The organism is Halomicrobium urmianum (genome assembly GCF_020217425.1).
Lineage (GTDB): Archaea > Halobacteriota > Halobacteria > Halobacteriales > Haloarculaceae > Halomicrobium > Halomicrobium urmianum.
The window spans coordinates 1,806,782-1,832,118 of sequence record NZ_CP084090.1; the positions used below are offsets into that span (position 1 = coordinate 1,806,782).

The 25,337-nt window shown below is 67.7% G+C and carries 29 protein-coding genes and 1 tRNA gene; 10 read left to right on the plus strand and 20 right to left on the minus strand.

The window, feature by feature from the left end; all coding sequences use genetic code 11:
- The first annotated feature begins 25 nt into the window (after positions 1–25).
- Positions 26–676, plus strand: coding sequence for a CRISPR-associated protein Cas4 (locus LCY71_RS08870; RefSeq protein ID WP_225332800.1), 651 nt, complete (start codon positions 26–28; stop codon positions 674–676).
- Positions 677–713: 37 nt separating this feature from the next.
- Here the strand turns inward: LCY71_RS08870 and LCY71_RS08875 are convergent, their stop codons facing one another.
- The 3 genes from LCY71_RS08875 to LCY71_RS08885 form a co-directional block, all read right to left on the minus strand.
- On the minus strand, positions 714–1,310 hold the full coding sequence (locus tag LCY71_RS08875) for an L-threonylcarbamoyladenylate synthase (RefSeq protein ID WP_225332801.1): 597 nt from the start codon (positions 1,308–1,310) through the stop codon (positions 714–716).
- 61 nt (positions 1,311–1,371) lie between these two features.
- Entirely contained in the window at positions 1,372–1,887 is a 516-nt protein-coding gene (locus LCY71_RS08880; RefSeq protein ID WP_225332802.1) for a redoxin domain-containing protein, read from the minus strand.
- Positions 1,887–2,228 (minus strand): glutathione S-transferase N-terminal domain-containing protein, encoded by a 342-nt coding sequence (locus tag LCY71_RS08885; RefSeq protein ID WP_373325125.1) that lies wholly within the window; start codon positions 2,226–2,228, stop codon positions 1,887–1,889. The genes LCY71_RS08880 and LCY71_RS08885 overlap by 1 nt, the downstream gene beginning before the upstream one ends.
- 87 nt (positions 2,229–2,315) lie before the next feature.
- Here LCY71_RS08885 and LCY71_RS08890 point away from each other — a divergent pair, with 87 nt between their 5' ends.
- A complete protein-coding gene (locus LCY71_RS08890; RefSeq protein ID WP_225332803.1) occupies positions 2,316–3,731 on the plus strand; it encodes a hemolysin family protein in 1,416 nt (471 codons plus the stop codon).
- A gap of 105 nt (positions 3,732–3,836) precedes the next feature.
- Positions 3,837–4,205: a cupin domain-containing protein gene (locus tag LCY71_RS08895; RefSeq protein WP_225332804.1), complete on the plus strand. Its 369-nt coding sequence runs from the start codon at positions 3,837–3,839 to the stop codon at positions 4,203–4,205.
- A 1-nt stretch (position 4,206) separates the two neighbouring features.
- Here LCY71_RS08895 and LCY71_RS08900 read toward each other — a convergent pair whose 3' ends face one another.
- Together LCY71_RS08900 and LCY71_RS08905 are read right to left on the minus strand one after the other, a co-directional pair.
- Positions 4,207–4,413, minus strand: a complete 207-nt coding sequence (locus tag LCY71_RS08900) for a DUF8107 family protein (RefSeq protein WP_225332805.1) — start codon at positions 4,411–4,413, stop codon at positions 4,207–4,209.
- Positions 4,410–4,976 (minus strand): S26 family signal peptidase, encoded by a 567-nt coding sequence (locus LCY71_RS08905; protein ID WP_225332806.1) that lies wholly within the window; start codon positions 4,974–4,976, stop codon positions 4,410–4,412. Before LCY71_RS08905 ends, LCY71_RS08900 begins: the two co-directional genes overlap by 4 nt.
- Before the next feature lie 186 nt (positions 4,977–5,162).
- Between LCY71_RS08905 and LCY71_RS08910 the strand changes: the two genes are divergently transcribed.
- Positions 5,163–5,342: a DUF7535 family protein gene (locus LCY71_RS08910; RefSeq protein WP_225332807.1), complete on the plus strand. Its 180-nt coding sequence runs from the start codon at positions 5,163–5,165 to the stop codon at positions 5,340–5,342.
- Here the strand turns inward: LCY71_RS08910 and LCY71_RS08915 are convergent.
- Positions 5,339–6,334 carry an ornithine cyclodeaminase family protein gene (locus tag LCY71_RS08915; protein ID WP_225332808.1) on the minus strand — a complete coding sequence of 332 codons (996 nt, stop codon included), beginning with the start codon at positions 6,332–6,334 and terminating at the stop codon, positions 5,339–5,341. The two genes, LCY71_RS08910 and LCY71_RS08915, sit on opposite strands and share 4 nt — an antisense overlap.
- Before the next feature lie 122 nt (positions 6,335–6,456).
- Between LCY71_RS08915 and LCY71_RS08920 the strand changes: the two genes are divergently transcribed.
- Positions 6,457–6,972 carry a universal stress protein gene (locus tag LCY71_RS08920; RefSeq protein WP_225332809.1) on the plus strand — a complete coding sequence of 172 codons (516 nt, stop codon included), beginning with the start codon at positions 6,457–6,459 and terminating at the stop codon, positions 6,970–6,972.
- A 942-nt stretch (positions 6,973–7,914) separates the two neighbouring features.
- Here the strand turns inward: LCY71_RS08920 and thsB are convergent.
- The 10 genes from thsB to ilvA all read right to left on the minus strand — a co-directional run bounded on the left by thsB (position 7,915) and on the right by ilvA (position 14,768).
- Entirely contained in the window at positions 7,915–9,588 is a 1,674-nt protein-coding gene (gene thsB, locus LCY71_RS08925) for a thermosome subunit beta (RefSeq protein WP_373325126.1), read from the minus strand.
- A gap of 174 nt (positions 9,589–9,762) precedes the next feature.
- Positions 9,763–10,155, minus strand: coding sequence for a DUF7383 domain-containing protein (locus LCY71_RS08930; RefSeq protein ID WP_225332810.1), 393 nt, complete (start codon positions 10,153–10,155; stop codon positions 9,763–9,765).
- Between the two features lie 70 nt (positions 10,156–10,225).
- Positions 10,226–10,417 (minus strand): zinc-ribbon domain-containing protein, encoded by a 192-nt coding sequence (locus LCY71_RS08935; RefSeq protein ID WP_225332811.1) that lies wholly within the window; start codon positions 10,415–10,417, stop codon positions 10,226–10,228.
- A gap of 241 nt (positions 10,418–10,658) precedes the next feature.
- Complete coding sequence (locus LCY71_RS08940) at positions 10,659–10,889, minus strand: YgaP family membrane protein (RefSeq protein ID WP_225332812.1); 231 nt, start codon at positions 10,887–10,889, stop codon at positions 10,659–10,661.
- 525 nt (positions 10,890–11,414) lie between these two features.
- Positions 11,415–11,496, minus strand: a tRNA-Ser gene (locus tag LCY71_RS08945).
- 28 nt (positions 11,497–11,524) lie between these two features.
- A complete protein-coding gene (locus LCY71_RS08950) occupies positions 11,525–11,728 on the minus strand; it encodes a DUF7981 family protein (protein ID WP_225335899.1) in 204 nt (67 codons plus the stop codon).
- A 239-nt stretch (positions 11,729–11,967) separates the two neighbouring features.
- Entirely contained in the window at positions 11,968–12,438 is a 471-nt protein-coding gene (locus LCY71_RS08955; RefSeq protein WP_225332813.1) for a hypothetical protein, read from the minus strand.
- 171 nt (positions 12,439–12,609) lie between these two features.
- Positions 12,610–12,987 carry a Rid family detoxifying hydrolase gene (locus tag LCY71_RS08960; protein WP_225332814.1) on the minus strand — a complete coding sequence of 126 codons (378 nt, stop codon included), beginning with the start codon at positions 12,985–12,987 and terminating at the stop codon, positions 12,610–12,612.
- 63 nt (positions 12,988–13,050) lie between these two features.
- Positions 13,051–13,506, minus strand: a complete 456-nt coding sequence (locus LCY71_RS08965) for a DUF8162 family protein (protein ID WP_225332815.1) — start codon at positions 13,504–13,506, stop codon at positions 13,051–13,053.
- A 50-nt stretch (positions 13,507–13,556) separates the two neighbouring features.
- Entirely contained in the window at positions 13,557–14,768 is a 1,212-nt protein-coding gene (gene ilvA / locus LCY71_RS08970) for a threonine ammonia-lyase (RefSeq protein WP_225332816.1), read from the minus strand.
- Between the two features lie 315 nt (positions 14,769–15,083).
- On the opposite strand from ilvA, the gene LCY71_RS08975 reads away from it, so the two are divergent.
- Positions 15,084–16,718, plus strand: a complete 1,635-nt coding sequence (locus LCY71_RS08975; protein WP_225332817.1) for a potassium channel family protein — start codon at positions 15,084–15,086, stop codon at positions 16,716–16,718.
- A gap of 156 nt (positions 16,719–16,874) precedes the next feature.
- Here the strand turns inward: LCY71_RS08975 and citZ are convergent, their stop codons facing one another.
- Positions 16,875–18,020 carry a citrate synthase gene (citZ, locus tag LCY71_RS08980; RefSeq protein ID WP_225332818.1) on the minus strand — a complete coding sequence of 382 codons (1,146 nt, stop codon included), beginning with the start codon at positions 18,018–18,020 and terminating at the stop codon, positions 16,875–16,877.
- Positions 18,021–18,254: 234 nt separating this feature from the next.
- Here citZ and LCY71_RS08985 point away from each other — a divergent pair, with 234 nt between their 5' ends.
- Positions 18,255–19,457, plus strand: a complete 1,203-nt coding sequence (locus LCY71_RS08985) for a potassium channel family protein (protein ID WP_225332819.1) — start codon at positions 18,255–18,257, stop codon at positions 19,455–19,457.
- Between the two features lies 1 nt (position 19,458).
- On the opposite strand, the gene LCY71_RS08990 is transcribed toward LCY71_RS08985, so the two are convergent.
- Complete coding sequence (locus LCY71_RS08990) at positions 19,459–19,716, minus strand: DUF7536 family protein (protein WP_373325127.1); 258 nt, start codon at positions 19,714–19,716, stop codon at positions 19,459–19,461.
- Between the two features lie 262 nt (positions 19,717–19,978).
- On the opposite strand from LCY71_RS08990, the gene LCY71_RS08995 reads away from it, so the two are divergent.
- Positions 19,979–20,935 carry a succinylglutamate desuccinylase/aspartoacylase family protein gene (locus tag LCY71_RS08995; RefSeq protein ID WP_225332820.1) on the plus strand — a complete coding sequence of 319 codons (957 nt, stop codon included), beginning with the start codon at positions 19,979–19,981 and terminating at the stop codon, positions 20,933–20,935.
- 193 nt (positions 20,936–21,128) lie between these two features.
- On the opposite strand, the gene LCY71_RS09000 is transcribed toward LCY71_RS08995, so the two are convergent.
- On the minus strand, positions 21,129–21,350 hold the full coding sequence (locus LCY71_RS09000; protein ID WP_225332821.1) for a DUF7511 domain-containing protein: 222 nt from the start codon (positions 21,348–21,350) through the stop codon (positions 21,129–21,131).
- Between the two features lie 191 nt (positions 21,351–21,541).
- Positions 21,542–22,807, minus strand: coding sequence for a tRNA(Ile)(2)-agmatinylcytidine synthase (locus LCY71_RS09005; protein ID WP_225332822.1), 1,266 nt, complete (start codon positions 22,805–22,807; stop codon positions 21,542–21,544).
- A gap of 1,156 nt (positions 22,808–23,963) precedes the next feature.
- On the opposite strand from LCY71_RS09005, the gene LCY71_RS09010 reads away from it, so the two are divergent.
- Both LCY71_RS09010 and LCY71_RS21420 read left to right on the plus strand, forming a co-directional pair.
- Positions 23,964–24,929, plus strand: a complete 966-nt coding sequence (locus tag LCY71_RS09010; RefSeq protein WP_225332823.1) for a transcriptional regulator — start codon at positions 23,964–23,966, stop codon at positions 24,927–24,929.
- Between the two features lie 184 nt (positions 24,930–25,113).
- Positions 25,114–25,245, plus strand: coding sequence for a hypothetical protein (locus LCY71_RS21420; RefSeq protein ID WP_263653990.1), 132 nt, complete (start codon positions 25,114–25,116; stop codon positions 25,243–25,245).
- Positions 25,246–25,337: the final 92 nt, after the last annotated feature.

Consider the following 25,337-nt stretch of genomic DNA (forward strand, 5'->3'; position numbering starts at 1 on the left):
TACCGGGACGGGACCAGGCCGCCCCATGCACGCCTTCCGAGACCTGGAGGTGGCGGCCTACTGTCCGCGCAAGCTCTACTACCGGCGCCGGGCGGGCGACCCGGCGGTGCCCGACCGCGTGGCCACGGTCAGGGACCTCGCGTTCAGCTACGAGGAGTTGCTCGACACCGACGCGGCGGTCCTGTCGGCGCCGATCGAACCGGACCCCGCCACCTACCGCGACCGACTGGAGCGGGCGCGCAGCGAGCTATCGATCTGGGTGGACCTCGTCGATCCCGCGGCTCGCGACGCCTATCTGGAAGGCCGAGAGGCGCGAGGAATCGCGCACAAGGTGCTGGACGATCCGCCCGTTCCGTCGCTGGCCTTCGCCGGGCGGCCCCCGGAACAGGGGGTCTGGGAGCCCCAGTCGGTGCGGCTGGTCGCGGCGGCCAAGGCGCTGGCCTGGGAGCGCGAGCAGCGCGTCGAGCGCGCCGTCGCCGAGTACCCCGCCCACGGCGTGATCCGGCCGATCGACCTGACGGCGCGGCGGACCGGCGCCTACCGACGCGCGGTCAGGACCGCCGAGTCCGTCGACGGCCCGCCGGCCCGGACCGACGACGAGGCGAAGTGCGACGCCTGCGAGTACCGCGACGAGTGCGGGACCAGAACCAGATCGCTGCAGAGTATGCTCGGGTAGCGACGACCGCGCCGTCGCGCAGCGGCCCCGCTACCCGTCAGGACTGCGGTTGCTCGGCCAGCCATGCGCGGACCTCGTCCGCGACGGCCCCCTCGCGCAGCAGTTCGCCCGCCTCGACGTCGACGACGGTCGAGCCCGTCCCGCCCTCGGTCTCGCCGTCGTCGACGACGGCCGCGGCGCGCTCGCGGATCCGCTCGTCCAGCTCGTCGACGCGGGTCGCCGAGGGGTTCCCGCTGACGTTCGCGCTCGTCGCCGTTATCGGCGTCCCGGCGGCCGCCAGCAGATCCAGCGCGACGTCGTGGTCGGGGACGCGCACCCCGACCTGTTCGCGGCCGGCGGTGAGGACGTCCGGCACGTCGGGGCCGCGTTCGACCACGACCGTCACCGGGCCGGGGAGGAACGCGCGCATGAACCGCTCCTCGCGCTCCGTCGGTTCTGTGTGCTCGACGGCGGCGTCGACGTCGGGCACCGCCAGCGAGATCGGCTTGTCGCGGCTCCGCTCTTTGGCCTCGAAGACTCGCTCGACGGCCGCGGGGTCGAGCGCGTCGGCGCCCAGCCCGTACACCGTCTCGGTCGGAAAGACGACGAGGTCGCCGTCGCGGACGGCCGCGGCGGCGTCGGCGACGTCGGTCATGTGTGAGCGTCGGCCGGCGGGCGAGAAAAGCGTTGTCGAACGGTCCGCCGCGGCGTGCCGCTCAGCGGAACGCCGACTCGACTTCGTCGTAGTCGGGGAGGTCGGGCCACTCCGTGGCGACCCAGGCGTACTCGACCGTGCGGTCGTCGTCGAGCACGAAGACGGCGGGCCGCGGTTCCTCGATCCCTTCCATCCCGTCGAGGTCGTGGGCGATGCCGTAGGCCTCGGCGACGCCGTTGCCGGGATCGGAGAAGAGTTCGACCTCGCCCTCGAGGTCGCGCTCCTCGAGCAGCCGCTCGTGGGCGTAGGGCGTCGAGATAGAGAGCCCGACGACGGTGGCGTCCTCGACCCACCCGCGGTCGCGAACCTCGTTCCAGACGTACGTCGCCGGGAAGGCGCCGTCCATGGGGTGAAAGAGCAGGACGGTCGGGTCGTCCTCGCGCGCGACGACCTCGTCGAGTGAGACGTCTCCCCAGTACTCGTGGTTGACGAGCGGGCGCGTGAAGTCGGGGGCCTCGTCACCCTCCTCGGGGTGATCGGCGGGGCCGAGGTCGACGACGTCGAAGTCGAGGTCCATCAGGCCTCACCTCCCGTTTCCTCGCGCTCGCTTCGCGAGCGCTCACCACCGTCGGAGGTCCGCTCCGACGATGATCGGGATCCGTCGGATCCCTCACCGTACTCGCGGTCCAGATACTCCACGATGTTGCCGCTCTCGCTCATCGTGACGCCGGTGTTCTCGTCGACGATGGCCGGGACCGATCGCTTGCCCGAGATGCGCTTGACGACGTTGCGCTCGGAGTGCATCGGCTCGACGAAGCGGGACTCGTAGTCGAGACCGTACTCCTGTAGCCGTCGGGTGACCCGCTCGCAGAACGGGCAGGCCTGGAGCCGGTAGAACGTGATAGGCGAGTCGCTCATACGGGCGACCCTACGTCTAACGTGGGCGTAAGCCCTTCGGCGGCGGACCAAACGCTTAATTCGGGGCCGACATAAGTTCCCACGCTGATGGCCTTCGATCCCCCACCAGGAGACGAGTTGCTGGTAGCGCCGCCGCTGCAGACGGAGGTCGGCGGCTTCGTCCTCTCCGACGCGCTGATCACGGCCGTCGGGATCGCCGTGATCGCCGTTCTCATCGGTCTCTCGGCTTTCTTCTCCTCCTCGGAAATCGCCATGTTCTCCCTGCCGGCCCACCGGCTGGAGTCGCTCGTCGAGGAGGGCAAGCGGGGAGCGAAGACCCTCAAGAACCTCAAGTCCGATCCCCACCGGTTGCTCGTGACCATTCTGGTCGGCAACAACCTCGTCAACATCGCTATGTCCTCGATCGCGACGGGGCTGCTCGCGATGTACTTCTCGCAGGGCCTCGCCGTCGCCATCTCGACGTTCGGGATCACGGCGATCGTGCTCCTGTTCGGCGAGAGCGCGCCGAAGAGCTACGCCGTCGAGAACACCGAGTCGTGGGCGCTGCGGATCGCGCGGCCGCTGAAGCTGGCCGAGCACGTCCTCCTCCCGCTGATCGTCCTGTTCGACTACCTCACTCGCATCGTCAACAAGATCACCGGCGGCCGGTCGGCCATCGAGACGTCCTACGTCACCCGCGAGGAGATCCAGGACATCATCGAGACCGGGGAACGGGAGGGCGTCCTCGACGAGGACGAACGACAGATGCTCCAGCGGACGCTGCGGTTCAACGACACCATCGCCAAGGAGGTGATGACCCCGCGGCTGGACATGGACGCCATATCGACCGAATCGTCCATCGAAGAGGCCATCGGGGAGTGCATCCACTCCGGGCACGCCCGTCTCCCGGTCTACGAGGGCAGCCTCGACAACGTCATCGGGGTCGTCAACGTCCGCGACCTCGTCCGGGAGCAGAACTACGGCGAGCGCACCGACGCCGACCTCGCGGACCTCATCGAACCGACGCTACACGTTCCCGAGTCCAAGAACGTCGACGACCTGCTGACCGAGATGCGCGACCAGCGCCTCCACATGGTGATCGTCATCGACGAGTTCGGCACCACGGAGGGGCTGGTGACGATGGAGGACCTCACCGAGGAGATCGTCGGCGAGATCCTCGAGGGCGAGGAGGAACAGCCCATCGAGTTCGTCGCCGACGACACCGCCGTCGTCAAGGGCGAGGTCAACATCGAGGAGGTCAACGAGGCCCTGGAGATCGAACTCCCGGAAGGCCAGGAGTTCGAGACCATCGCCGGCTTCATCTTCAACCGCGCGGGCCGCCTGGTCGAGGAGGGCGAGCGCATCGAGTACGACGGCGTCGAGATCCGCGTCGAGGACGTCGAGAACACGCGGATCAAGAAGGCCCGCCTCCAGCGACAGGCCGAGGAGGACGGGGACGAGGCCGAGAGCGAGGCCGCGGACGAATCGGCCCCGGACGCGGACGCCGAAGTCCCGCCCGAGTAGCCGCCGGACCGATCCGGTCGCTTCCGACCGCCGGTTCGCCACGCGACCGGCACGCCGGCCGCGAACGGCACTGAACTTTTACCGGCGACTGTCTATCCGTACGACATGGGATATCGTATCGTGCCGGTCGACGAGATCGATCCGACGCCCGACCGGCCGTCTGTCCAGCGGGCGATCAGCGACGTCGCGGGACTGGACAACGTCGCCGTCAACCTCTACGAGCCCGAACCGGGCGAGCCGATACCGCTGGCCTACCACTACCACGACGAGCAGGAGGAACTGTTCTACGTTCTGGCGGGACGCCTGGTCGTCGAGACGCCGGAGGGCGATCTGGAGGCGACCCGGGGCGAAGTGATCGTGGTCGAACCGGAGAACCCCCAGTACGCCAGGAACCCCGAAGACGCGTCGGAGACGGCGAAGGTCCTGGCGATCGGCGCGCCGAGCGTCGACGACGTCCACGCCTACGAGGAGTGACTCACTGCGTGACGGCGTAGGTGAGCGCGAACACCACGATGGCGCCCGTCGCCACGTTCAGCAGCGAGAACTCGACGGTCCCCAGGAAGCTCAGCCCCCAGACGACGAGGGCGGCGAACGCCGTCGAGAGGACGGCGTTCATCGCCAGCACTACCCGCGGGTCGCCCTCCGATCCTTCCGCGCCCGCGCTGAACCCGTCGTCGCTCATAGCCGTCGAACGCACGGCGCTCCCCTTAGCTCTTTGCCCGCGGACTCGTGGACCGTTGCGCTGACGTCCCCCGGGCCGTCGAGCGCCGGCTGCGGCCAGTCCAGACGGTCGGCCGCGCGCCCGAAACCGGGCAGGACCGTCACGTCACCGTCGATCGCGACAGCGTGAGCGAGGATCCGCTCGCGCTCGACCGGCGGCTCGCCGGCTCGCTGGTCCGTCACCGGATTGGCGTCCCCACGCGTGACGTATCCGTCGGGCGTCCGGTCGACGATCCGGTGGACCACCAGGCCGCCGGGGTCGAGGCCCTCGGAGCGGTAGACGACGACGTCGCCGATCTTCGGGGGACCGGCGACGGCCGCGGGGACCGCCAGGAACCCGTCGCCCGGCGACAGCGCGGGCGCCATGCTCCCGCTGTCGACGTAGCTGATCGGCGTCACCGGCATCGCCAGCCCGGCCGCAGCGAGGACGACCAGCAGGGCGGCCGTGACGCGCCCGACGGCGGACCGCCAGTCGCCATCTCGACGCCGCCGACGCCACGCCCCGCGACGGTGTCGGTCGCTCACATCCCACGTGGTACTCTGGAGGACGATAACTGTTTGCCAGCAAGTACCGTGATCGATGTCGGTCGCGGCCAGCGGCACCCCAGATCGGTACTGCGAGGCCGGCCGCGACTGCGGCGCCGGTCGCGTCCTCACGGAAGCGCGGCGAGAAACGGGGGTTTAAAGCCGGAGCGGCCCCCATATTCGGGCATGTCAGCCGCGTCTGAGGACGACTCCGTACTCCGGACGGTCACGCCGCTCAGTGACGAGCATCTGGACAGCCAGATGGGTGCGTTCGGCTACATCATGGCCGGACTGCTGGTCGTCATCCTGCTGCCCCTGCTACCCGTCGCCGTCCTGATCTGGATCGTCTCGCGCGTGCTGGGCTAGCGGTCGGTCCCGACCAGGCCGAACTGCGTCCCGTCGCCGGCCTCGCTCGCGCGCTCGTAAGCGACGTGCGCGGCGGCCACGTCCTGGACGGCCAGCCCGGTCGAGTCGAAGACGGTGACGCCGTCCTCGGCGGTGCGGCCCTGGACCTGCCCCGCCACGACCGAGCCGAGTTCTGCGTGGACGTCTGCGTCTCCCAGCAGGCCCTCGCTCCACGGTACGTTGATCTCCCCCGAGTGGGTGCACTGCTCGTAGTCGTCGATGACGATCTTCGCCTCCGCGAGCACGGCGTCGTCGATCTCGTGTTTCCCGGGCGCGTCGGCGCCGACGGCGTTGACGTGCGTGCGCTCGCCGACGGCCTCGACGATCGGTTCGCGCACGGGCGTCACGGTCGAGAGGACGTCGCAGGCCGCGGCCTCGTCGATCGACCCGGCGCGGACGTCGAACCGGTCGGAGAAGTGTTCGACGAACGCCCGCGTCGCTTCCTCGCGCTGGTCGGCCACTACGACCGCCTCGATGGGCCGTACGTGCGACACCGCCTCCAGTTGCGTGTACGCCTGGTCGCCCGCGCCGACCAGCCCCATCGACGTCGCGTCCTCGACGGCGAGGTGGTCGGTGGCGACCGCCGACGCAGCGCCGGTGCGTTTCCGCGTCAGAATCGTCCCGTCCATGACCGCCAGCGGGAAGCCGTTCTCCGGATCGGAGTAGATCACCGTCCCCAGCACGGTCGGCAGGTCGTGGTCCGCGGGGTTGTTCGGGTGGACGTTGACCCACTTGACCGCCGCCGCGTCCCAGCCCGCCGTCTCGCGGGCGTCGACGTAGGCCGGCATCGACCGGAAGTCGCCCTCGTACTCCGGGAGGTCGACGTAGGACTTCGCAGGCATGACCGCGTCGCCGCGCGCGTCGGCACCGAAGGCCGCCTCGACGGCCTCGACGACGTCCCCGAGCGGCGTGTGCTCGTCCACCGCCTCGGGACCGAGAAGGAGCGTCTGCATGCCCGATACATCGCGGTGCCGACACTTATAAACTGGCTCCGGTGAAGTTCCGCTTTCGGCCGTTCGTAACTGGAAACTACGACTAACGGGGCGCGGGTCGAATGTATTGATACGTGGTACCAATGTACTCGATACTCATGCCGGTCGACGCCGACGAGACGCGGGCCCTCGCGCAGGCGGAGTCCGTCCGGGAGCTCCCGGGGGCCGAGTCGGCGACCGTCCACGTGATGCACGTGTTCGGCAGCGAGGACCGCGCCGAGTCGACCTCGCCACGACAGCTCGACGCCGGGCGGGCCGTCGCGGAGCGACTCCAGGACCACGGCGTCCCCGTCGAGACGCTCAGCCGCCACGGTGATCCCTCGGAGGAGATCCTCAAGGCCGCCGACGAGGTGGACGCCGACATGATCGTCCTCGGCGGGCGCAAGCGCTCGCCGCTGGGTTCGGTCCTGTTCGGCAGCGTCAGCCAGGAAGTCACGCTCGACTCGACGCGGCCGGTGACGATCACCGGGGGCCTCGAGGACCAGGGCCGCCCGACTCACCGCTGCCCGGACTGCGGCGAGGAGTACTTCACAAGCCCCGCCAGCGACATCGGGAAGTGCCGCAACTGCGGCGGCTCGAAGGTCGAGCCGGTGGCGTGAGAACTGGTTGACATCCTCCTCCGCGTTCACGCGGAGGAATCCCGAGCGGTGGGAGTTTCAGGTTTGTAGTCCAATCATCGGACTACCAGCCCTTTCGGGCGCAGGTCGTCCCACAGCGTCGGACTGGTGGACTGCTGGCCATGCCAACTGGCCGTTACCCCTCTCCTCGACCGTGTACGGCGTTCCAGTGTTGTTTTTGCCACGGGGATGCCAGCAAGCGTCAGCAGAGTTGGGGGTATCGTCTTGCTCGCTTTGAGCAGTCGGCACGTTGGCACACCCGTCGAGGATGTGGCGTTCACCGACTGTTCTTTCGGATACTACCTCGTTACGTGGGCGGACAGGCCGCCTCCGAAGGACGGTTCGGAATCCGCTCCGTTCCGACCGATTCCTACATCACTGGAAGGCGGTCTGTCACTTAAACATCACTGTGGGAAACTCGGGGAGGCGTTCGAACGGTGGTCTCTTTCGAGGAGTGACGGCGCGTATCCACCCCGTGAACGGCGTGGTATTGCGCCTGCTCCGCATATTGCGCCTGCTCCGCATATAACCGCGAAATCGGGAAAGCGACGGTGCGGGCGAGCATCCGGCGGCCTCCGGCCGCCGGTTCGCCGTCAGAGCGGAGCTCTGACGGGCCCTGCGTCGTTGCACTCCGCAGGACACCGGACGCGAGCGGAGCGAGCGTCCGTCCTTTTTTCGCCACCGAACGACTCGCTTCGCTCGTCTTTCGAGCCCTCGTTCGCTTCGCTCACGAGGACCACGTTTTTCAAGGAGCGGTTCGCGCGGAGCGCGAACCCGACGTGGTTCGAAAGACGGCGAAGCCGTCTTTCGTCATCACGAGGGAGCTTCGTTCTCTCGAACGACTGAAAAAGGTGGTCTTGTCTCGCGGGTCGCTACGCTCCCCGCTCGACATTTCCGAGATCGGTCACTTCGTTCCCGATCTCACTACATCATGCCGCCCATGCCGCCGCCCATGCCGCCCATGCCACCGGGGGCGCCACCGGGGCCGCCCTCGTCGCCGTCGCCCTCGGTCGAGAGGTCGCCGGCGGAGATGATGTCGTCGATCTTGAGCACGAGGTTCGCGGCCTCGGCAGCGGAGGAGACGGCCTGAGTCTTGGCGTGAGCCGGTTCGACGACGCCCTCGTCGAGCGTGTCGACGACGTCGCCGGAGAAGACGTTCAGGCCGGCGGAGACGTCGCCGCCCTCGTGGGCGGCCCGCAGGTCCACCAGCGAGTCGATGGAGTCGAGGCCGGCGTTCTCGGCCAGCGTGCGCGGGATGAGCTCCAGCGCGTCGGCGAAGGCCTCGACGGCCAGCTGCTCGCGGCCCTCGACGCCGTCGGCGTAGTCGCGCAGGCGCGAGGCCAGCTCAACCTCGGGGGCGCCGCCGCCGCCGAGGACGCGGCCGTCGGAGACGGTGGAGGCGACGACGTCCAGCGCGTCCTGGACGCCGCGTTCGAGCTCGTCGACGACGTGGTCGGTGGAGGCGCGCAGCAGGAGCGTCACGCCGTGGGTCTCGTCGCCGGTGCCCTCGACGTAGAACAGGTCGCCGGCGTCGTCGCGGCGGATCGAACCCCGACCGAGGTCGGCCTCGCTGGCGGACTCGATGTTGGAGACGATGTTGGCGCCGAGCACCTCACGGAGGAACTCGACGTCGGACTTCTTGGTGCGCTGGACCGCCAGGATGCCCTCCTTGGCGAGGTAGTGCTGGGCCATGTCGTCGATGCCCTTCTGGCAGAAGACGACGTCGGCGCCCGTCGCGGCGATGGAGTCGACCATCTCCTCGAGCTGCTCCTCCTCCTTGTCGAGGAAGTCCTGCAGCTGGCTCGGGTCGTCGACGGACAACTGGGCGTCGACCTCGGTCTCGTCGAGCTCGATGGGCACGTCCAGCAGGAGGACGTCGGCGTCGTCGAAGTCGGTCTCCATCTCCTCGTGGACGGGGTCCTTGTCAACGATGGCGCCCTCGACCAGCTCGGACTCGTCGGCGGCGCGGCCCGTCTGGGTCTCGATGTTGAGGAACTCGAGGTCGGCGACGACGGAGCCGTCCTGGGCCTCGACGGTGACGGCGTTGACGGCGTCGACGACGAGCTGGGCGAGCAGCTCCTTGTTGACCTCGGTGCCCTTGCCGGTCATGGAGGTCTCGGCCACGCGGCGCAGCAGGTCCTCGTCGTCGGGCTCGACGTCGGTGGCGAAGTCGTCGATCTCCTGCTTGGCCTGGGTCGCGGCGAGGTTGAAGCCCTTGATGATCGCCGTCGGGTGGATGTCCTGGTCGATCAGCTCCTCGGCGTTCTTCAGGAGCTCGCCCGCGATGGCGACGGCCGTGGTCGTCCCGTCGCCGGCCTCGTCCTCCTGGGTCTCGGCGACCTCGACGATCATCTCCGCCGTCGGGTTGTCGATGTCCATCTCCGAGAGGATGGTGACGCCGTCGTTCGTGACGGTCACGTCACCGAGCGAGGAGACGAGCATCTTGTCCATGCCCTTCGGGCCGAGCGTCGAGCGTACCGACTCGGCCACCGCCCGTGCGGCGGAGATGTTGTGGGCCTGTGCGTCCTTGTCCTTCATCCGCTGGGAGTCTTCCCCCAGAATGATCATGGGCTGGCCGCCCATCTGGCGCTGGCTCATAGTCGTCCGAAAGTATGAATACGATTCTATATAAAAGTAGGTGGTACGGGGGACGAACCCGCGGCTCCTGCCGAGCGCCATCCGCCGACTAATCGCCCTACGAAACGCGTTCCGCCGATATACTGTGACAGTTGTTGGCACGGCGTGAGTCGGGGGCCGGGTAGGTTTTATAAACTAATCTGCGGGTTCCTTCCAGTTGACCACGACGGTCCCGACGACGAAGCTGTCCCCCGAATCCCGGTCCCGGCGGAACTGCAGCGTGTTCTTGCCCTCCTGGAGGCTGGCTCCCGTAACGGTGTCCATCCAGTACTGCCAGCCGTCGGTCTCGGGGACGTCGAAGCCGGTCAGCGAGTCGCCGTTGATCAGCAACTCGTGATCGTAGCTCCCGGACTCGTAGACCTGCATCTCGACGTAGGCGTCCCGGATGTCGTCGGTCGGCACCTCGAAAATCTCCTGATCGGTGCGGTCGCCGGCGAACGTCGCCCACGGGACGTCGAGAGCCTCCCGGTCGGGGCCGAGGTGCTCCTGAAACGGGACCAGCGCGTAGTTGGCGCGGTGCGTCGCCATACCCCATGCGTCGGACGGACCACACATATATCTCGCCACCGCTGACGGCTCTCGGGGCCCGAGTCGCGCCTCACTGGATCCGGTACACTGCGATCGCGTCGGATCCGCACGCCGGACAGTAGGTGAAGTGAGACGAATGCGGTTCTCCGCAGTGGTGACACTCGACGGCCGAATCCTCCAGCGTCTTCCCGCAGCGGCGACACTCGACGACGGTGTCGTCGCGACGTCGGGTCCCGAGCAACAACCGGACTAGCGCCTGCATGCCTTCCGGTCCACCGATCACTAGGTTAGGCCCCGTGGTTTCGGCGAGTGCGTGGCCCGGAGGTGGCCGTCAGAGCGATTCAAGACAGGCTCCAAGGCGACCATTCTGGTAACTACGACGCCAGTACCTCGCTCCCAGTTCTCGACAGAGTCGCGGTTATCCAACTGATATCTCCGGGACGTCGCCGTCGGGCGACGACCACGGACCGAAGCCGGGACCGACTGCGGCCCGGTGCGGTCGATTACTCCGCCGACTCGGCGCCGGACGAGGTCGTGTCGATCCCCAGCGCGGCGCTGCAGCCGCAGAAGCCAGTCCGCGCGTTGAACAGCAGTCCCGCGCCGGCGACGGTCAGCGCCGCAGCCGTCGTCGTCCGATCGTCCCGGACGGCGCTGATCGCACCGGCGACCAGCCAGACGCCGAGTACGCCCCTGGCGATTCGATCCAGCCGACCGAGGTTGCGCTGTAGCTCCATGCGACCCGCTACGCCTACCTTGATCTTAAACGAGGGTGGCGAGGATTAGCCCCACGCGATGGACGACACTGCCACGCTTGACAGTCTGCAGTAGTTCAGTGATCGTCCCGTATAGGGCTGTGCCTGCTTAGATTTCCCAAATCCCAACTACTACGAGCACCCGGCGGCCGGAGGCCGCCGGTTCACTTCTCGCGAGCGAAGCGAGCGAGAAGGTCGTTTTTCGCCCACGTTTTTACGAGGAGCCTCCCCGCAGGCCGACGTAGTCGGCCGAGGAGAGGTGACGAAGTAAAAAGGTGGTACGCCAGGACTGGGATTTGAACCCAGAGGAAGACGTTCCGGGCGTGTGGCCTCACTTCGTTCGGCCATTCCGGGGCTGCGACTTCTGTCAGAGCAAAGCTCTGACGGCGTCTTGCTCGCTGCGCTCGCAAGACTTCCAGGGCTTCAAATCCCAGCGAAAGCGCACACTCGCTCACGGGTGCCGAGAACACGCTACGCGGTTCTCGGCGGTGTTGTTCGCGAGAGAAGCGCCAGGACTGGGATTTGAACCCAGAATCCCGAAAGGGAACACGCTTTCCAGGCGTGCGCCTTGCCGTTCGGCCATCCTGGCTCGCATTGGATGGTGTGCGGTCGTTCGATTAAGGGCTTTCGCTTCCGAACAGCCGCGGGCGGACGACGTGTACCAGGCCGGTCGCTCCGGCGCCCACGGCGAGGGCAACGCCGAACATCGCCCAGACGCTCACGGTCGCCTCGGTCAGGAGCTGGTACCCCTGCACCAGCACGAGGAAGGAGAGCGCTCCGACGAGCCCCCACAGGAGGCTGTCTTTCGTTCGCCTTTCGATATCTAACATGAATAATGGATTTTAACCTAGGGTCTAATGTAGAGATTGTGTATCCTGGTCAGCAATATATAATAATGTCAGTACTCGTCAAGGGTGGTCTGAGATCGGTCTAGAGAACCACTTATTTGAAGTATATACGAGATGGCTGAAAACACTCCAGATATTATTGTGACTAAACCTGAGGTCATCGTTATTACATCGTAAATATCTGAGCTGTTATTCTGGTGGCTCCTTGCAATTCAACTATTGGTTTCTACAGTGGTTGATAGGCTATCAGTACCCAATTCCACAGGTGTGTCAGTTGGATTCGGTGTAACTCTATCAGGCGTTTCTGTGGAATCTATTTCTCTAACGGTACTTGCTTCCGTTTTAGTAGAGGTGGCTTCACTCACTGACGTATTAATAGCATCTACAGTAACATTGTTTCCATTTATAGTATCGGTAGACATACCAGTTTGAGAAACATCTGTGTCAACTGTGGTAGGGGACGAAGCTATTATCTGCGGGTCTTCATCAGATTCAGGACTCAAAGGAGTCGTCTTATTAATTTCTGGCCGCTGAGTAGAAGTGGTTGGTATTTCTTCTCCAGTTGGGCTTTGGCTATACGGTCGGATAGAGCCGATAGCAATCCCGATCGTCAAGGCGGCGAAGATAATCGATATAACAGCCCAAAACCGCCAGTCAAGCCGTAAGGACATAATGTCTGCCACCACGGGGAAGTCTATCCATGAGCGGTGATACTCCCCGGCCCCTAAAGGGCGTTATCAATACACATACGTTAGAAATGCCTGTCCTCCATGAAAATAGCGTGCCAGGTTATAACAATCGGCCTATTGACCAGACATAAAAAGAAACGACAGGGAGCGACAGATTCTATACAGCTATTTCGTTGCTATTGCCTCGATCTCGACGGCGACGCCCTTGGGGAGTTCGTCGACGCCGACGGCGCTTCGGGCCGGCGGGTCCTCGTCGAAGAAGCACTGGTAGGCGTCGTTCATCTCGTCGAAGTCGTCGATGTCGTCGAGGAAGACCGTCACCTTCAGCACGTCGTCCATGCCCGCGTCGGCGGCGTCGAGGACGGCCGCGACGTTCTCCAGGGCCTGCTCGGTCTGGACGTCGACTGCGGCGTCGTCGAGCAGGTCGCCGTCGGGCGTGAGGGGAATCTGGCCCGCGGTGAACACGAGGTCGTCGGTGGTAGTCGCCTGACTGTACGCGCCGACCGCGGCGGGCGCGGCGTCGGTGCTGACCGTACGCTTCATAGCGGAGAGGCGGCGGCCACGCCCTTAAAATCGCCTTCCCGGTCGCAGTCTGCGACCGGGCGACTACAATGGCAGGTTGGCGAACATGAACGCTAGGGCGACGAGGAAGACGGTTACCGTCGCGACGAGGGCGTACCAGAGGACGCCGGCGGCGAGGACGATCCGGCCGTCCAGTCCGTCGCCGTGGGGCGTCCAGGTTCCTCGCCGGGGCAGGACGCCGACTGCGCCGGCCGCACCGGCGGCCGGGACGAGGACGTTCGAGAGAGCGATACCGACGAGTATCAGTCCCGCCTCGCCGCCATCGATGGCGCCGGACTCGTTGACCAGTACGATTACCACGAGGTAGGCGGCGATCTGAACGGCGATGAGACCGACCCCGACGAGCGGGTAGTTCAGCGTTAGGCGATCAGTCGGCCAAGAGAGCAGCGCGCGGAACCGTTCGGCCGCCAGCAGCGGGGCCATCGCCAGCAGGACGACCGCGGCGAAGAGGAGGACGAAGGGGGCGAGCTGCGAGACCATGGGCGGCGGTCCGAGTCTCGGAGAATAAGTCTTCTCCCCGCCGTTTCAGATCACACGAGTACTTCGACCTCGTAGCCCTCGGACTCCAGCGCGTCGAGCAGGCGGTCGACGTGGTCGGGGCCGCGGGTCTCGAGATCGAGGATCACCTCGGCGTCGTCCATCGCCACGTCCCGCGAGGTGCGGTCGTGCTCGATGCCGTAGATGTTGACCTGCTCGGCCGAGAGGACGCTCACCAGGTCGTCCAGCGTCCCGGGTCGGTCCTCCAGTACCGTGCGGATCTTGAGGTAGCGGCCGGTCTCGACGAGTCCGCGGACGATCACGTTCGTCAGCGTGTTCAGGTCGATGTTGCCGCCCGACAGGAGGGGCACGATCGTCTCGTCGTCCTCGTAGTCGAACTGTCCGGCCAGCAGGGCGGCCAGCGGCACGGCGCCGGCCCCCTCGGCGAGCGTCTTGGCCCGCTCCAGGAGGCGGGTCAGCGCGACGGCGATCTCCGAGTCGGAGACGGTCACGACCTCGTCGACGCGCTCCTCGATCACCGCGAAGGTCTTCTCGCCGACGGTTCGCGTCGCGATGCCGTCGGCGATGGTCTCGACGCGGTCACGCTCGACGCGTCGGCCCTTCCGCAGCGACTCCGCGACGCTGGAGGCGCCTTCGGCCTGGACGCCGACGACGCGGATCGACTCGTCCTTGCCCTTCAGGGCGGTGGCGACGCCGCTGATCAGCCCGCCGCCGCCGATGGGCACGATCACGGTGTCGACCTTGGGCAGGTCCTCGTAGATCTCCAGGCCGATCGTCCCCTGGCCGGCCATCACGTCCCAGTCGTCGAAGGCGTGGACGTACGTCCGACCCTGATCGCGCTCGATCTCGTGGGCGCGCTCGGCCGCCGCGTCGTAGTCCCGCCCGTGGAGGACGACGTTCCCGCCGTAGCTCTCGGTCGCCTGGACCTTCGAGACCGGCGCGTGCTCGGGCATCACGATGGTCGCGTCGACGCCGATTCGCGAGGCCGCCAGCGCCACGCCCTGGGCGTGGTTGCCCGCGCTGGCCGTGACGACGCCGGCCTCGCGCTCCGACTCCGAGAGCGTCTTGATCCGGTTGGTCGCGCCGCGGATCTTGAACGAGCCCGTCCGCTGGAGCAGCTCCAGCTTCAGATGGACGTCTGCGCCCGTCATCGCCGAGAAGGTGTGGGAGTACTCCTGGGTCGTGTGGCGGGCCGTCTCGGCGACCCGGTCCCGGGCCGCCACCACGTCCTCGAACGAGAGCATACACGACCTTGCAGGTCCCGACTTGTATATACTGGCGGCGGGTCCCCACCGGGCTCCCGTGGACACGTCTGTCTCTCTCGTGTGAAAACCGTGAGGGGAACGCATGGAGGATGCGACTGCAAGCGTGATCAGCGCCGGGTTCGACATAAACCTGCGCGGTGTACGGTGAAAGTGAAAGTGCAGGACGGCGCGGTGATGAGCGGGCTGTCAGACGGGCGTCGAACGCGCGTCAGTCGGGATCCGCGCGAGCGGAGCGAGCGCGGCGAGGCGGCCGACAGGCAGAACCGTTTTGTCCGGGCTGACGCTGGAAGGGACATGGACGCCTGGCAGCGGCGGACGGCCCAGTACGTCGCGGGGCTTGCGGGGCTCATGCTGGCGTTCGCCGTCGCGTACGACGCGGGGATGCGCTACGTAGAACACGACCCGAATCCGTTCCTGCGCTCCATGCGGTTCGTCGTCGAGACGTTCACGACGACGGGCTACGGCTCCGAGGCCCCCTGGGAGACCGACGCGATGCGGCTGTTCGTGATGATCATGGACCTGACGGGCGTCGTCGTCATCTTCCTGGCGCTACCCGTGTTCGTCGTGCCGCTGTTCGAGGACGCCATTTCGACGACGGTACCGACGAGCGTCGACGACGACTGCGAGGACCACGTCGTCGTGTGCACGCTCACGCCCCGCGGGGAGACGCTGATCGACGAACTGGACTCGTGGGGCGTCGACCACGTCGTCGTCGAACCCGACCGCGAGCGCGCGGTCGACCACTACGAGGACGGCTACCGGGTGATCCACGCCGATCCGCAGTCGGTCGACGGACTGCGGGCCGCCAACGTCGCCCGGGCCCGGGCGGTCGTCGCCGACGCCTCCGACCAGGCCAACACCAGCACCGTCCTCACGGCGAAGGAGGTCGACGACAGCGTGCGGGTGGTGAGCGTCGTCGAGGAGCCACACCGGGCGACCTACCACGAACTGGCCGGCGCCGACGCCGTCCTCTCGCCGCGGGCCGTCCTCGGTGAGAGCCTCGCCGCCAAGGTGACCACCGGCGTCACCGCCGAGGCCGGCGAGGACGTCGACGTCGGCGAGGACGTCGACCTCGCGGAACTGCTCGTCCACCGCGGGAGCGACCTCGCGGGTCAGACGCTGGCCGAGAGCGACGTCGGCGACGACTCCGGCGTCAACGTCGTCGGCGCGTGGGTCCGCGGCGAGTTCCGAAGCCCGCCCGACCCCGACACTGAACTGACCGGCGGGACCGTCCTGCTGGTCGCCGGCCGCGAGGACCGCCTGAAGCGCCTGCGGGAACTGACCCTGTCGGACGTGCGCTCCGTCCGCAGCGGCCGGACAGTCGTCGTCGGCCACGGCGAGGTGGGCGAGACCGTCGCCGCTCGACTCGACGACGCCGGCCTGCCCTACACCGTGCTCGACCGGACCGACGAACCCGGCGTGGACGTGGTGGGCGACGCCACGGAACCGGCCGCCCAGCGGGAGGCCGGCGTCCCCGAGGCCCAGACGGCCGTCCTCGCCATCCCCGACGACGCCGACGCCGAGTTCGCCACCCTCGTCGCGCGCGACCTCAATCCCGACGTCGAGGTCGTCGCCCGGGCCGAGGCGACCGAGAACGTCCGGAAGATGTACCGCGCCGGCGCCGACTACGTCCTCTCGCTGGCGACCGTCAGCGGCCGCATGCTCGCCTCGACCATCCTCGACGGCGAGGAGGTCGTCTCACCGGACTCCCAGGTCGAGATCGTCAGGACCAGCGCCGACGCCCTCGCCGGACAGACGCTCGGCGACGCCGACGTCCGCGCCCGCACCGGCTGTACCGTCATCGCCGTCGAGCGCGACGGCGCGGTCCTGACCGACGTCGGCCCCGACCTCCGCGTCCGACCCGCCGACGAACTCGTCGTGGCCGGTACCGACGCGGACGTCAATCGCTTCACCGCCACCTTTTCCTAACCACCTTTTTGCTGCGGGGGGTGTCCTCGCGAGCCTTCGGCTCGCTGCGGGCGCCCCCGCTTGCAAAAACGTGGGCGAAAAACGACCTCCGAGGCGCACCGAAGGCGCGCTCGGAGTGAACCGCCGCCTTCGGCGGCGGATGCTTGACGCTCTCTCTTACCGCTCTTCGATCGGCGTGAACTCGACGTCCTCGGGGTCGGGACCGGTGTAGCGGGCCCGCGGGCGGATCAGGCGGTTGTCCTCGATGTACTCCAGGACGTGAGCGATCCAGCCGCCGACGCGGGACATCGCGAAGATGGGGGTGTAGATGTCGATCGGGATGCCCATCTGGTAGTAGGTGGAGGCGGAGTAGAAGTCGACGTTGGGGGCGAGGCCCTTCTCCTCCATCATGTACTCCTCGATGGTGGTGGACATCTCGTACCACTTCGTCGAGCCGGCGGCCTCGCCGAGTTCCTTGGAGCGTTCGCCGAGGATCTTCGCGCGCGGGTCCTTGACGTCGTAGACGCGGTGGCCGAACCCGGAGACGCGCCGGCCCTCGTCGAGCGCGTTCTGGACCCACTCGAGGGGGTCGCTGTCGGCGTCGTCGACCTCCTTGAGCATGCGCATGACGTCCTGGTTGGCGCCGCCGTGCAGCGGGCCCTTCAGGGTCCCGATGGCGGCGGTGACGGAGCTGTGGAGGTCGGACAGCGTCGAGGCGGTCACCATCGCCGAGAACGTCGAGGCGTTGAGGCCGTGGTCGGCGTGGAGCACGAGCGCCATGTCGAACGTCTCCGCGAGGACGTCGTCGGGCACCTCGTCGTTGAGCATGTAGAGGAAGTTCGCGGCGTGGCCGAGGTCCTCGCGGGGGGTGACGGGCTCGTCCCCGTCCCGGAGGCGCGCGAAGGCGGCCAGGATCGTCGGGATCTTGGCGGTGATCCGGCGACCCTTGCGGAGGTTGACGGCCTCGTCGGTAGGGTCGTGGTCGTCGCCGTCGTCGTCGAACGCCGACAGTGTCGAGACGGCGGTCCGCAGCGCTGCCATGGGGTTCTCGTCGGCTTCGGCCAGCGCCCGGACCTGGTCGAGGACGGCGTCGTCGACCTCGCGTTCGGCGGCCATCTGGTCGGCGAACTCCGCGAGCTCCGCCTCGTCGGGGAGGTGGCCGTACCAGAGGAGGTACAGCACTTCCTCGTAGCTCGCGCCGCGCGCCAGGTCCTCGATGGTGTACCCGCGGTAGATGAGCCGGCCCTCGTCGCCGTCGATCCGGCTGAGCGACGATTCAGCGACGAGGACGCCCTCTAGCCCTTTCCTGAGGTCGTCTGACATACCCTTTGATTTTCTACGTGCCCGGAAAAACATTGTCGTTTTACCGGTCGGCTAACGCGCCGGTTCGCCAGCATTTCTGCACGCGCGGGCATAAGTACCGGCAGTAGTCGAACTAAATCCAGACGTTTGTCAAAGATTCATCTATCGGGAACGGACAGTCGGCGTTACCGAACGCCGAACCGGCGGGTAGCGCCAGGGGCCACGCTTTTGAGCGCCGCCGTCCGAGGTCGATGCATGGCCGGCGACGACGTGGCCTACGAGCCGGTGAGCGTGAAGTCGGTGGTCGCCGAGATGAAAGACACCGCCGAACTGCTCATCGACCTCTCGTACTCGGCGGTGCTGCTGGGGAACGACGAGGTCGCGGCCGAGGTGCTCGAACTCGAGGAGCGGATGGACGTCCTCCAGATGCGCGCCCGGATGAGCCTGCTCATGGCCGCGCGCAGCCCGGAGGACGCCGAGGCGCTGGCACCGGTGCTGGGGATGGTCAGCGCCGCGGAGAAGATCTCCGACGCCGCCGGCGACATCGCGAAGGTCGTTCTGGAAGAGGTCGGTCTGCCGGAGGCGATGCGGACGGCCCTCCCCGAGGCCGTCGAGACGGTCGTCCGCGCCACGGTCGTCGAGGGCTCGCGGTTCGCGGGGGAGACCCTGGGCGAACTGAACCTGGAGACGGAGACGGGCGTGCGGGCCATCGCCGTCCGCCGGGCCGGCGAGTGGCTGCTCAACCCCGACGCCGAGACGGCGCTGCGGGCCGACGACGTGGTGCTCTTCCGGGGGCCCGACGACGGCGTCGCCGCCGTCCACGAGGCGGCCACGGGACACGCCTACGAACCCCCGGAACCGCCGGAGAGCGAGCTCTCGGACCTGGAGCGGGCCGTCGACTCCATCGTCCTGATGAAGGACATGGGCGAACTCGCGGTGGACCTGGCCTACGGCGCCGTCCTCTTCGACAGCGAGGAGGTGGCCCGCGAGGTGGTCGAACTGGAGGCCGAGGTCGACGCCCTCCAGTCGCGCTTCGAGGCGTGGACGCTGCGGGCGGCGAGCCGGGTCGAGGACCCCGTCTCGCTGCGGGGGCTGGTCCACCTGGCCCGCTCGACGGAGGTCATCTCCGACGCCGCCCTGGAGATCAGCGAGGGCGTGCTGCGCGGGCTCCCGACCCACCCCGTCGTCGACGAGGCCGTCAGGGAGTCCGACGAGATCGTCTGCCGGGTCACCGTCGCGCCGGGCAGCGCGCTGGACGGGACCACCATCGGCGCCCAGCGGATCAAGGCCCGGACCGGGATGCGCGTGATCGCCGTCCGCCGGACCGACGAGAGCGAGGGCCGGGACTGGGTGGTCTCGCCCGGCGCGGAGACGAAACTGGGCGCCGGCGACGTCGTCCTCGCGAAGGGGACCCGGACCGGCGCCGACCGGTTCTCGGAACTGGCCGGGGACGAGTGATTCACTCCTCGCGTGCGAGCCGGACCGCCGAGACCAGCGTGAACGCCGCCGTCAGCAGCCCGCCCAGCGAGATCGCCAGGACGAACGCGAGCGCCCAGTAGTACGCCGTCGGCCGCTGGGTTCCGGGGATCACGACGAAGAAGGCGAACACGGCCGCCGTCGCGGCGAGTGCGAGCGCGAACCCCCACGCCGCGTTGCGCCGGACGCCCAGTGCACGGACCAGCGCCGCGCGGCCCGACTCCGGTTGTCTCTCTGGCACACGCGGGGCTACGCGGGGGGCCGACAAGGGCGCGTCGATAGCGTCCGACGCGCGTCGGCGGTGCCTGGCCCCCGGTCCGGCTGCCCGGTCGCCCACAGACTGCGCCGGTCCCGGCGAGTCCACTCCCTTCCGTCCGTCGCTTCGCTCCGTCAGTCGTTCGCGGACTCACCGAACATCGCGAACCCTCCGGGTTCGCTCAATTCCGGCGACATCGTTCGCGGACCGAACCGGTAAAGGCCCCGGCACCGAATCCACGGTACATATGGTATCTCTCGGTACGGCGAGTGCCTCGCCGGGTGCGGTCGACACGGGGCGCCTGGAGGTCGGCGAGACCCGGGACGGCAGCCCCGTACGGCTGCCCGTGGCCGTCGTCAACGGGGCCGACGACGGCCGGACGCTCTACATGCAGGCCGCCAGCGACGGGGACGAGCTCAACGGCGTCGGGGTGATCCAGCGGGTCGTCCCCCGGCTGGATCCCCGCGAGCTGGCGGGCACCATCCTGATCGTCGGCATCGTCAACTACCACGCGTTCCAGGTCGCGGAGCATCGCAACCCCATCGACGACACGAAGATGAACCGCGCGTACCCGGGCGACGCGAACGGGACCTCCAGCGAGCGCATCGCGGCGGCCACCTTCGAGGCGGCCACCCGCGCCGACCTGATCCTGGACCTCCACCAGGGGTCGACTTCGCGGATGATCGAGGAGGCCCGCGTCCGGTGTGGCACCCGCCACCGCCTGCACGACGACTGCCTCGAACTCGCCAGGGTGTTCGGCTGCGGCCACATCCTCGACCAGAAGGGGCCCGACGGCCAGCTGGCGCGGGCCGCTCCCGACGAGGGTATCCCGACTATCGACCCCGAACTCGGCGGCTCCGTCGGCTGGGACGAACACTCGATCCAGCAGGGCGTCGAGGGCGTGTTCAACGTCCTGCGGTACTACGGCTTCCTGGCCGGCGACCACTCGCCGGAGCCCCAGCAGCGGGCCACCGGCTTCGACCAGTACGGCGCTCCAGCCGGCGGCCTCGTGGACTTCCGGAAGGACCTGGGTGACCGCGTCGTGCGTGGCGATACCCTGTACGCGATCACGGACGTCTTCGGGACGGAGAAAGCGGAGGTTACCGCCGACTCGCCGGGGATCTTCTGGCGCTGCCGGCGACTGCCGCAGGTCGCCTCCGGGGAGTACGTCTGCTCCGTCGGGACGGACGTAAACACTGTCTAACAGCGATTACAACTTACGCGCACCGCCCGACGGACGGCGTGCTGGGTAGCGATTACGGCTGAACGGGCGTGCTGGGTAGCGATTACGGCTGAACGGGCGTGCTGGGTAGCGGATCGCTGCGGACGGACCGATCGACCGAGAAATCGTCCGCTTCACCCGGTCAGGGCGGGCGGTCAGGACCCTCCTGGACGGCCTATCGCCAGTCAGAGATGGAGACGACGGCGTCCTCGTCGACGGCGAACCAGGAGGTCTCGGCGGTCACCGGGTCGACGTCCTCGCGATAGAAGACGCAGCGGCGCGATCCGTCGGCGCGCTCGTCGACGACGGTGGAGAGCTCTTCGCCGGGGAACTCCTCCTGGGGGAGCGGGGGACTGTCCGGGACGGCGTCGTGATCGGGGTCCTGATTCTGACTCATCACCTGCCTCTTGTCCCTTCCCCTCCATTGTTATCTGGCTCCTACCGGGCCAAATCCGCCGCTTCCACGATTCGAAACGCGTTCAGGCACCCCATATACTGTCGTCTGGAGTATATATTCGTTATTCAACAGTACGTAATTATGGGGCGGCTGACGGCCGGTAGAGCGCCCGCCCGGACCGTAACCGTCGGCTACCGCTCCGGGTGGACGGGCGCGTCGAATCCGCCCCGCACCAGCGGTTTGGCGACGTGCCGGCGCGCCACCGGCGGCACCTCGTACCAGCCGCGTTCGAGGTCGCGGTCGAGGGGACGTTCGGCCCTTTCGTCTCGGTGCGTGCCGCAGTCACGACAGCGGTAGCCCTGGTCGCGCCCGGCGCTGCCCATCGACCGGTCGCAGTCGGGACAGTCCGGCGTGACCCGCTCGGTCGTCACGAGGTCCCGGACGGCGAACTTCTCCAGTTTGAGCGTTCCGTCGCCGACCTCCCCGCAGGCGGTGATCCGGTCGCCGACGCGCAGTGAGCGGACCAGATTGCGAAAGCGCTTCGTCGGCTCGAAGGCCGCGCAGTCCAGGGTCGCCTCGCCGTCCCCTAGCGTCAGGAAGACGTGGCCGCCTTCGCGGGTCGCCGGCGGTTCGACCACCTCGCCGGTGACCCTGCAGGCGCGGCCGTCCGTGACCGCTCCGAGGTCGGCCTCCCGGAGGTGCGCGTCGGTCCCCTGGTTGGTGACGAACGTGTGTGCGCTCGCGACCGGTTCGCTCTCGATGGCCTCCGCGACGGCTCGGCACGCCTCGGGGTCGTCGCCGCGGATCCCGTACAGGATCGGACAGGGCGTCCGCGGGACGCAGACGGGGTAGCCCGACTCGCGGTCGACCGTGTCCCAGACCGCCGGGTAGTGCCGGTCCGCCGCCGCGCGGACCGACGCGGCGTCGACGTCCCGGTCGGTCCCCCACCGGTCGCGCTCCCGGTACGCGATGTGTTCGTGGGTCCAGTCGTCGAACGCCCGCCACGCGCCGACCGCTGCGAGCGCGCCCACCAGGCCCCGGCCGTTACCGGCCGAGACGCGCTCGAACCCCGCCGCGTCGATTCGGTCGGCGGCGTCCGCCGGATCGAGCAGGTCGCGCAGGGCCGACCGAGCGTGGTCGACGGCGGCGTCCGGGACCGCCGCCGGCTCGCAGTCCGCGACGACCGCGCCCGGGTTGGTATTCGGGTCCTCGACCTCGGCCATCGACAGGACGTCCTCGGCGAGGTCGAGCGCCTCCTTCGCTCCGAGCTCGGTGTGGACCGCCAGCGCCGCGTTTCCCCGCGTCTTGTGCTCGACCGCCGGGTTCAGCCGGATCAGGAGCGTACGCTCGACGCGGCCGCCCGCCGACTCGATCCGCTCCGTCAGCGTCGCCGCCGCGTACGTCGTGCACATCCCCCGCTCGCGGGAGTCCGTGTCGTCGATTCCGATGACCGTCACTGTGCGTTCCTCGGGTACGGCCCGACTAACGGGTTTCGTCTAGGGACGTGGCTCGCTGGAATCGATGTAATGACTGCAGACGCCCAGAAAGTCCTCGGCCCGCTCTCTGGAACCACCGGATCGACTGCGAATACCCAGAAAGCCCTCGGACCGCTCTCCTGAACCGCTACTGACGATGCCAGCGAGACGTCGAAAGCCCTCGGCCCGCTCGCGTGTCGTTCGCTTCGCTCACTCCCGCTCGCTCTGACGAGGCCTCGCTACCGCTCGGCTTCGCGGCTCGCGGTCGCTGGGCGACATATCCTCGCTGCGCTCGAATAGTGGTCGCCCAGCGACTCCCCGTCGGCGCGAGCGGCCCTCGCCCTTTCATCCACCAGGAGACAGCTATTGCTCGCGCCGCGAGGGCGCGAGTGGGTGAGACCACCACTCCTCCCCGGTCGCGCCGCGCTCACGGCTTCGCCGTTCGCGCAGCGGTGGCGCGGAGCGCCACCCGGACGGCGCGACACGCGTCCTGACCGCACTGCGGCCGAGAGCGGCCTCCGTGCCGCGTAGCGAGGGACCGAAGATCCCTCGGACCTCGCGGTGCAACCGCGAGAACCCGGGGACGGGCAGGTCTGCGGTTGCAGCTGGCGTCCTGCCGAGCGGAGCGAGGTGGTTCGAGAGAGCGAAGCTCTCTCGTCATGCCGAAAATCTTCGATTTTCGAGCACAGGGCTCGAAAGACGAGCGAAGCGAGTCTTTCGGTGGACGAAAGGGCGAGGCGCGGTCGACGAAGCCCGACCCCGCAAGCACCGCAGCGAACGCAGTGAGCGAGGAGCACAGCGTGGGTCGCGCGAGTCGAGCGGGCCGAGGGCTTTCTGGTGTTCCCTGTTGGGATGGTAGCTCCAGAGACCAGGTCGAGAACAGACGCTCTCTCCGTCTCTCGTCGACTGCTGCTATAGTAGAAATTGAACGCACTGACACACTCGAGGGGCACCCGGGGTGCCCCTCGATGTGTAAATAGTTTCAATTTCTACTATAGCAGAAGGACTTACCTTCCTGAAAACCGTCTTATAAGAATGTACCGGGGGCCGCGTCAAAAACGCGGAGAAGAGGCGCCCTCACGGCGGCGCAATACATATATGCGGGGACCTACTTGTAATCAATAGAGGGATTACCACAATGTCACGGTCGGCACTGGTCGGCAACGTTACGGCCATGCTCGAGGACGCGGGATTCATCGTGAGCGACCGGTGTGCGATCCGACCGAAGAGCTTCGACGTGGCGGCCCGCCGCGGCGAGGACGTGCTGCTGGTGAAGATTCTGGGCAACATCGACGCTTTCGACGCGGGGACCGGCGCGGAGATGCGGCGGCTGGGCACCTACCTGAACGCGACGCCGATGGTCATCGGCCTGCGGACGCGCGACGAGGAGCTGAAGCCGGGCGTGACCTACTTCCGGCATGGCGTACCGGTCCTGTCGCCGGACACGGCGCTGGACCTGTTCGTCGAGGAGGTCCCGCCGTTGATCTACGCCGCGCCGGGCGGCCTGTACGTCAACATCGACAGCGAGGTGCTGGCGGACGCCCGCGAGGAGCGCGACTGGTCGCTGGGTCGGCTGGCCAAGGAGCTGGGCGTCTCCCGGCGGACCGTCTCGAAGTACGAGGACGGCATGGACGCCTCCGTCGAGGTCGCCGCGGAGCTCGAGGAGCTGTTCGACGCGCCGCTGACGGCGCCCGTCGACGTCCTCGACGGCGCCGACGAGGTCCGCGACGAGGCGGAGACGCCCGAAGATCCGGAGGTCGACCCCGAGGACGAACCGATCGTCACCGTGTTCACCCGGATCGGCTACGAGGTCCACCCGACCGACCGGGCGCCGTTCAAGACCGTCTCTGAGACCGACAGCACGCCCGAGCAGTTGCTGACTGGCCACTCCGAGTTCACCAGGACCGCGGAGAAGCGCGCCCGGATCATGTCCTCGGTCGGCACGGTTACGCACACCCGCTCGCTGTACGTCGTCGACGACGCCACCCGGGAGTCCGTCGACGGCACCGCCATCGTCGAGGGCACGGAGATCGAGGACATCGACGACCCCGACGAGCTACGGGACCTGATCATGGACCGCGGCGAGTACGAGGAACCCGCCTGAGGCGGGTGCGTTCGAGTCGCTGTGGCGCGCCGGTCCCTGCGACGTTCTCCCGTCGCCCGTCCGGTGAGCGCCGGCTCCGACACCGAAACCACCCGCGGGCAGCGGCGATGACGGGACTCGACGTCGGCAATCACCAAATATATTTGGGCGAAACGGGATTGGCGGGACTGTTCTGCTATCGCCCGTGGGCGAGTACATCGAGTGTGTCGACTGCGGGTTCGTCCTTCGCGCCGTGAAGGGGGACGAACCGGTTCCCAGACGGGTGGAATCGTGTCCCGAATGTGACGGCACGACGTTCGAGTTCACCGGGGAGTGAGCGGTTGCGGGCAGGCGGTGATCCCCGTTTTCCGAACGCCGCGTCTTCCGCTGACAGTCCAGTTAGCATGTCGATCCGACCGCGAGCGCAGC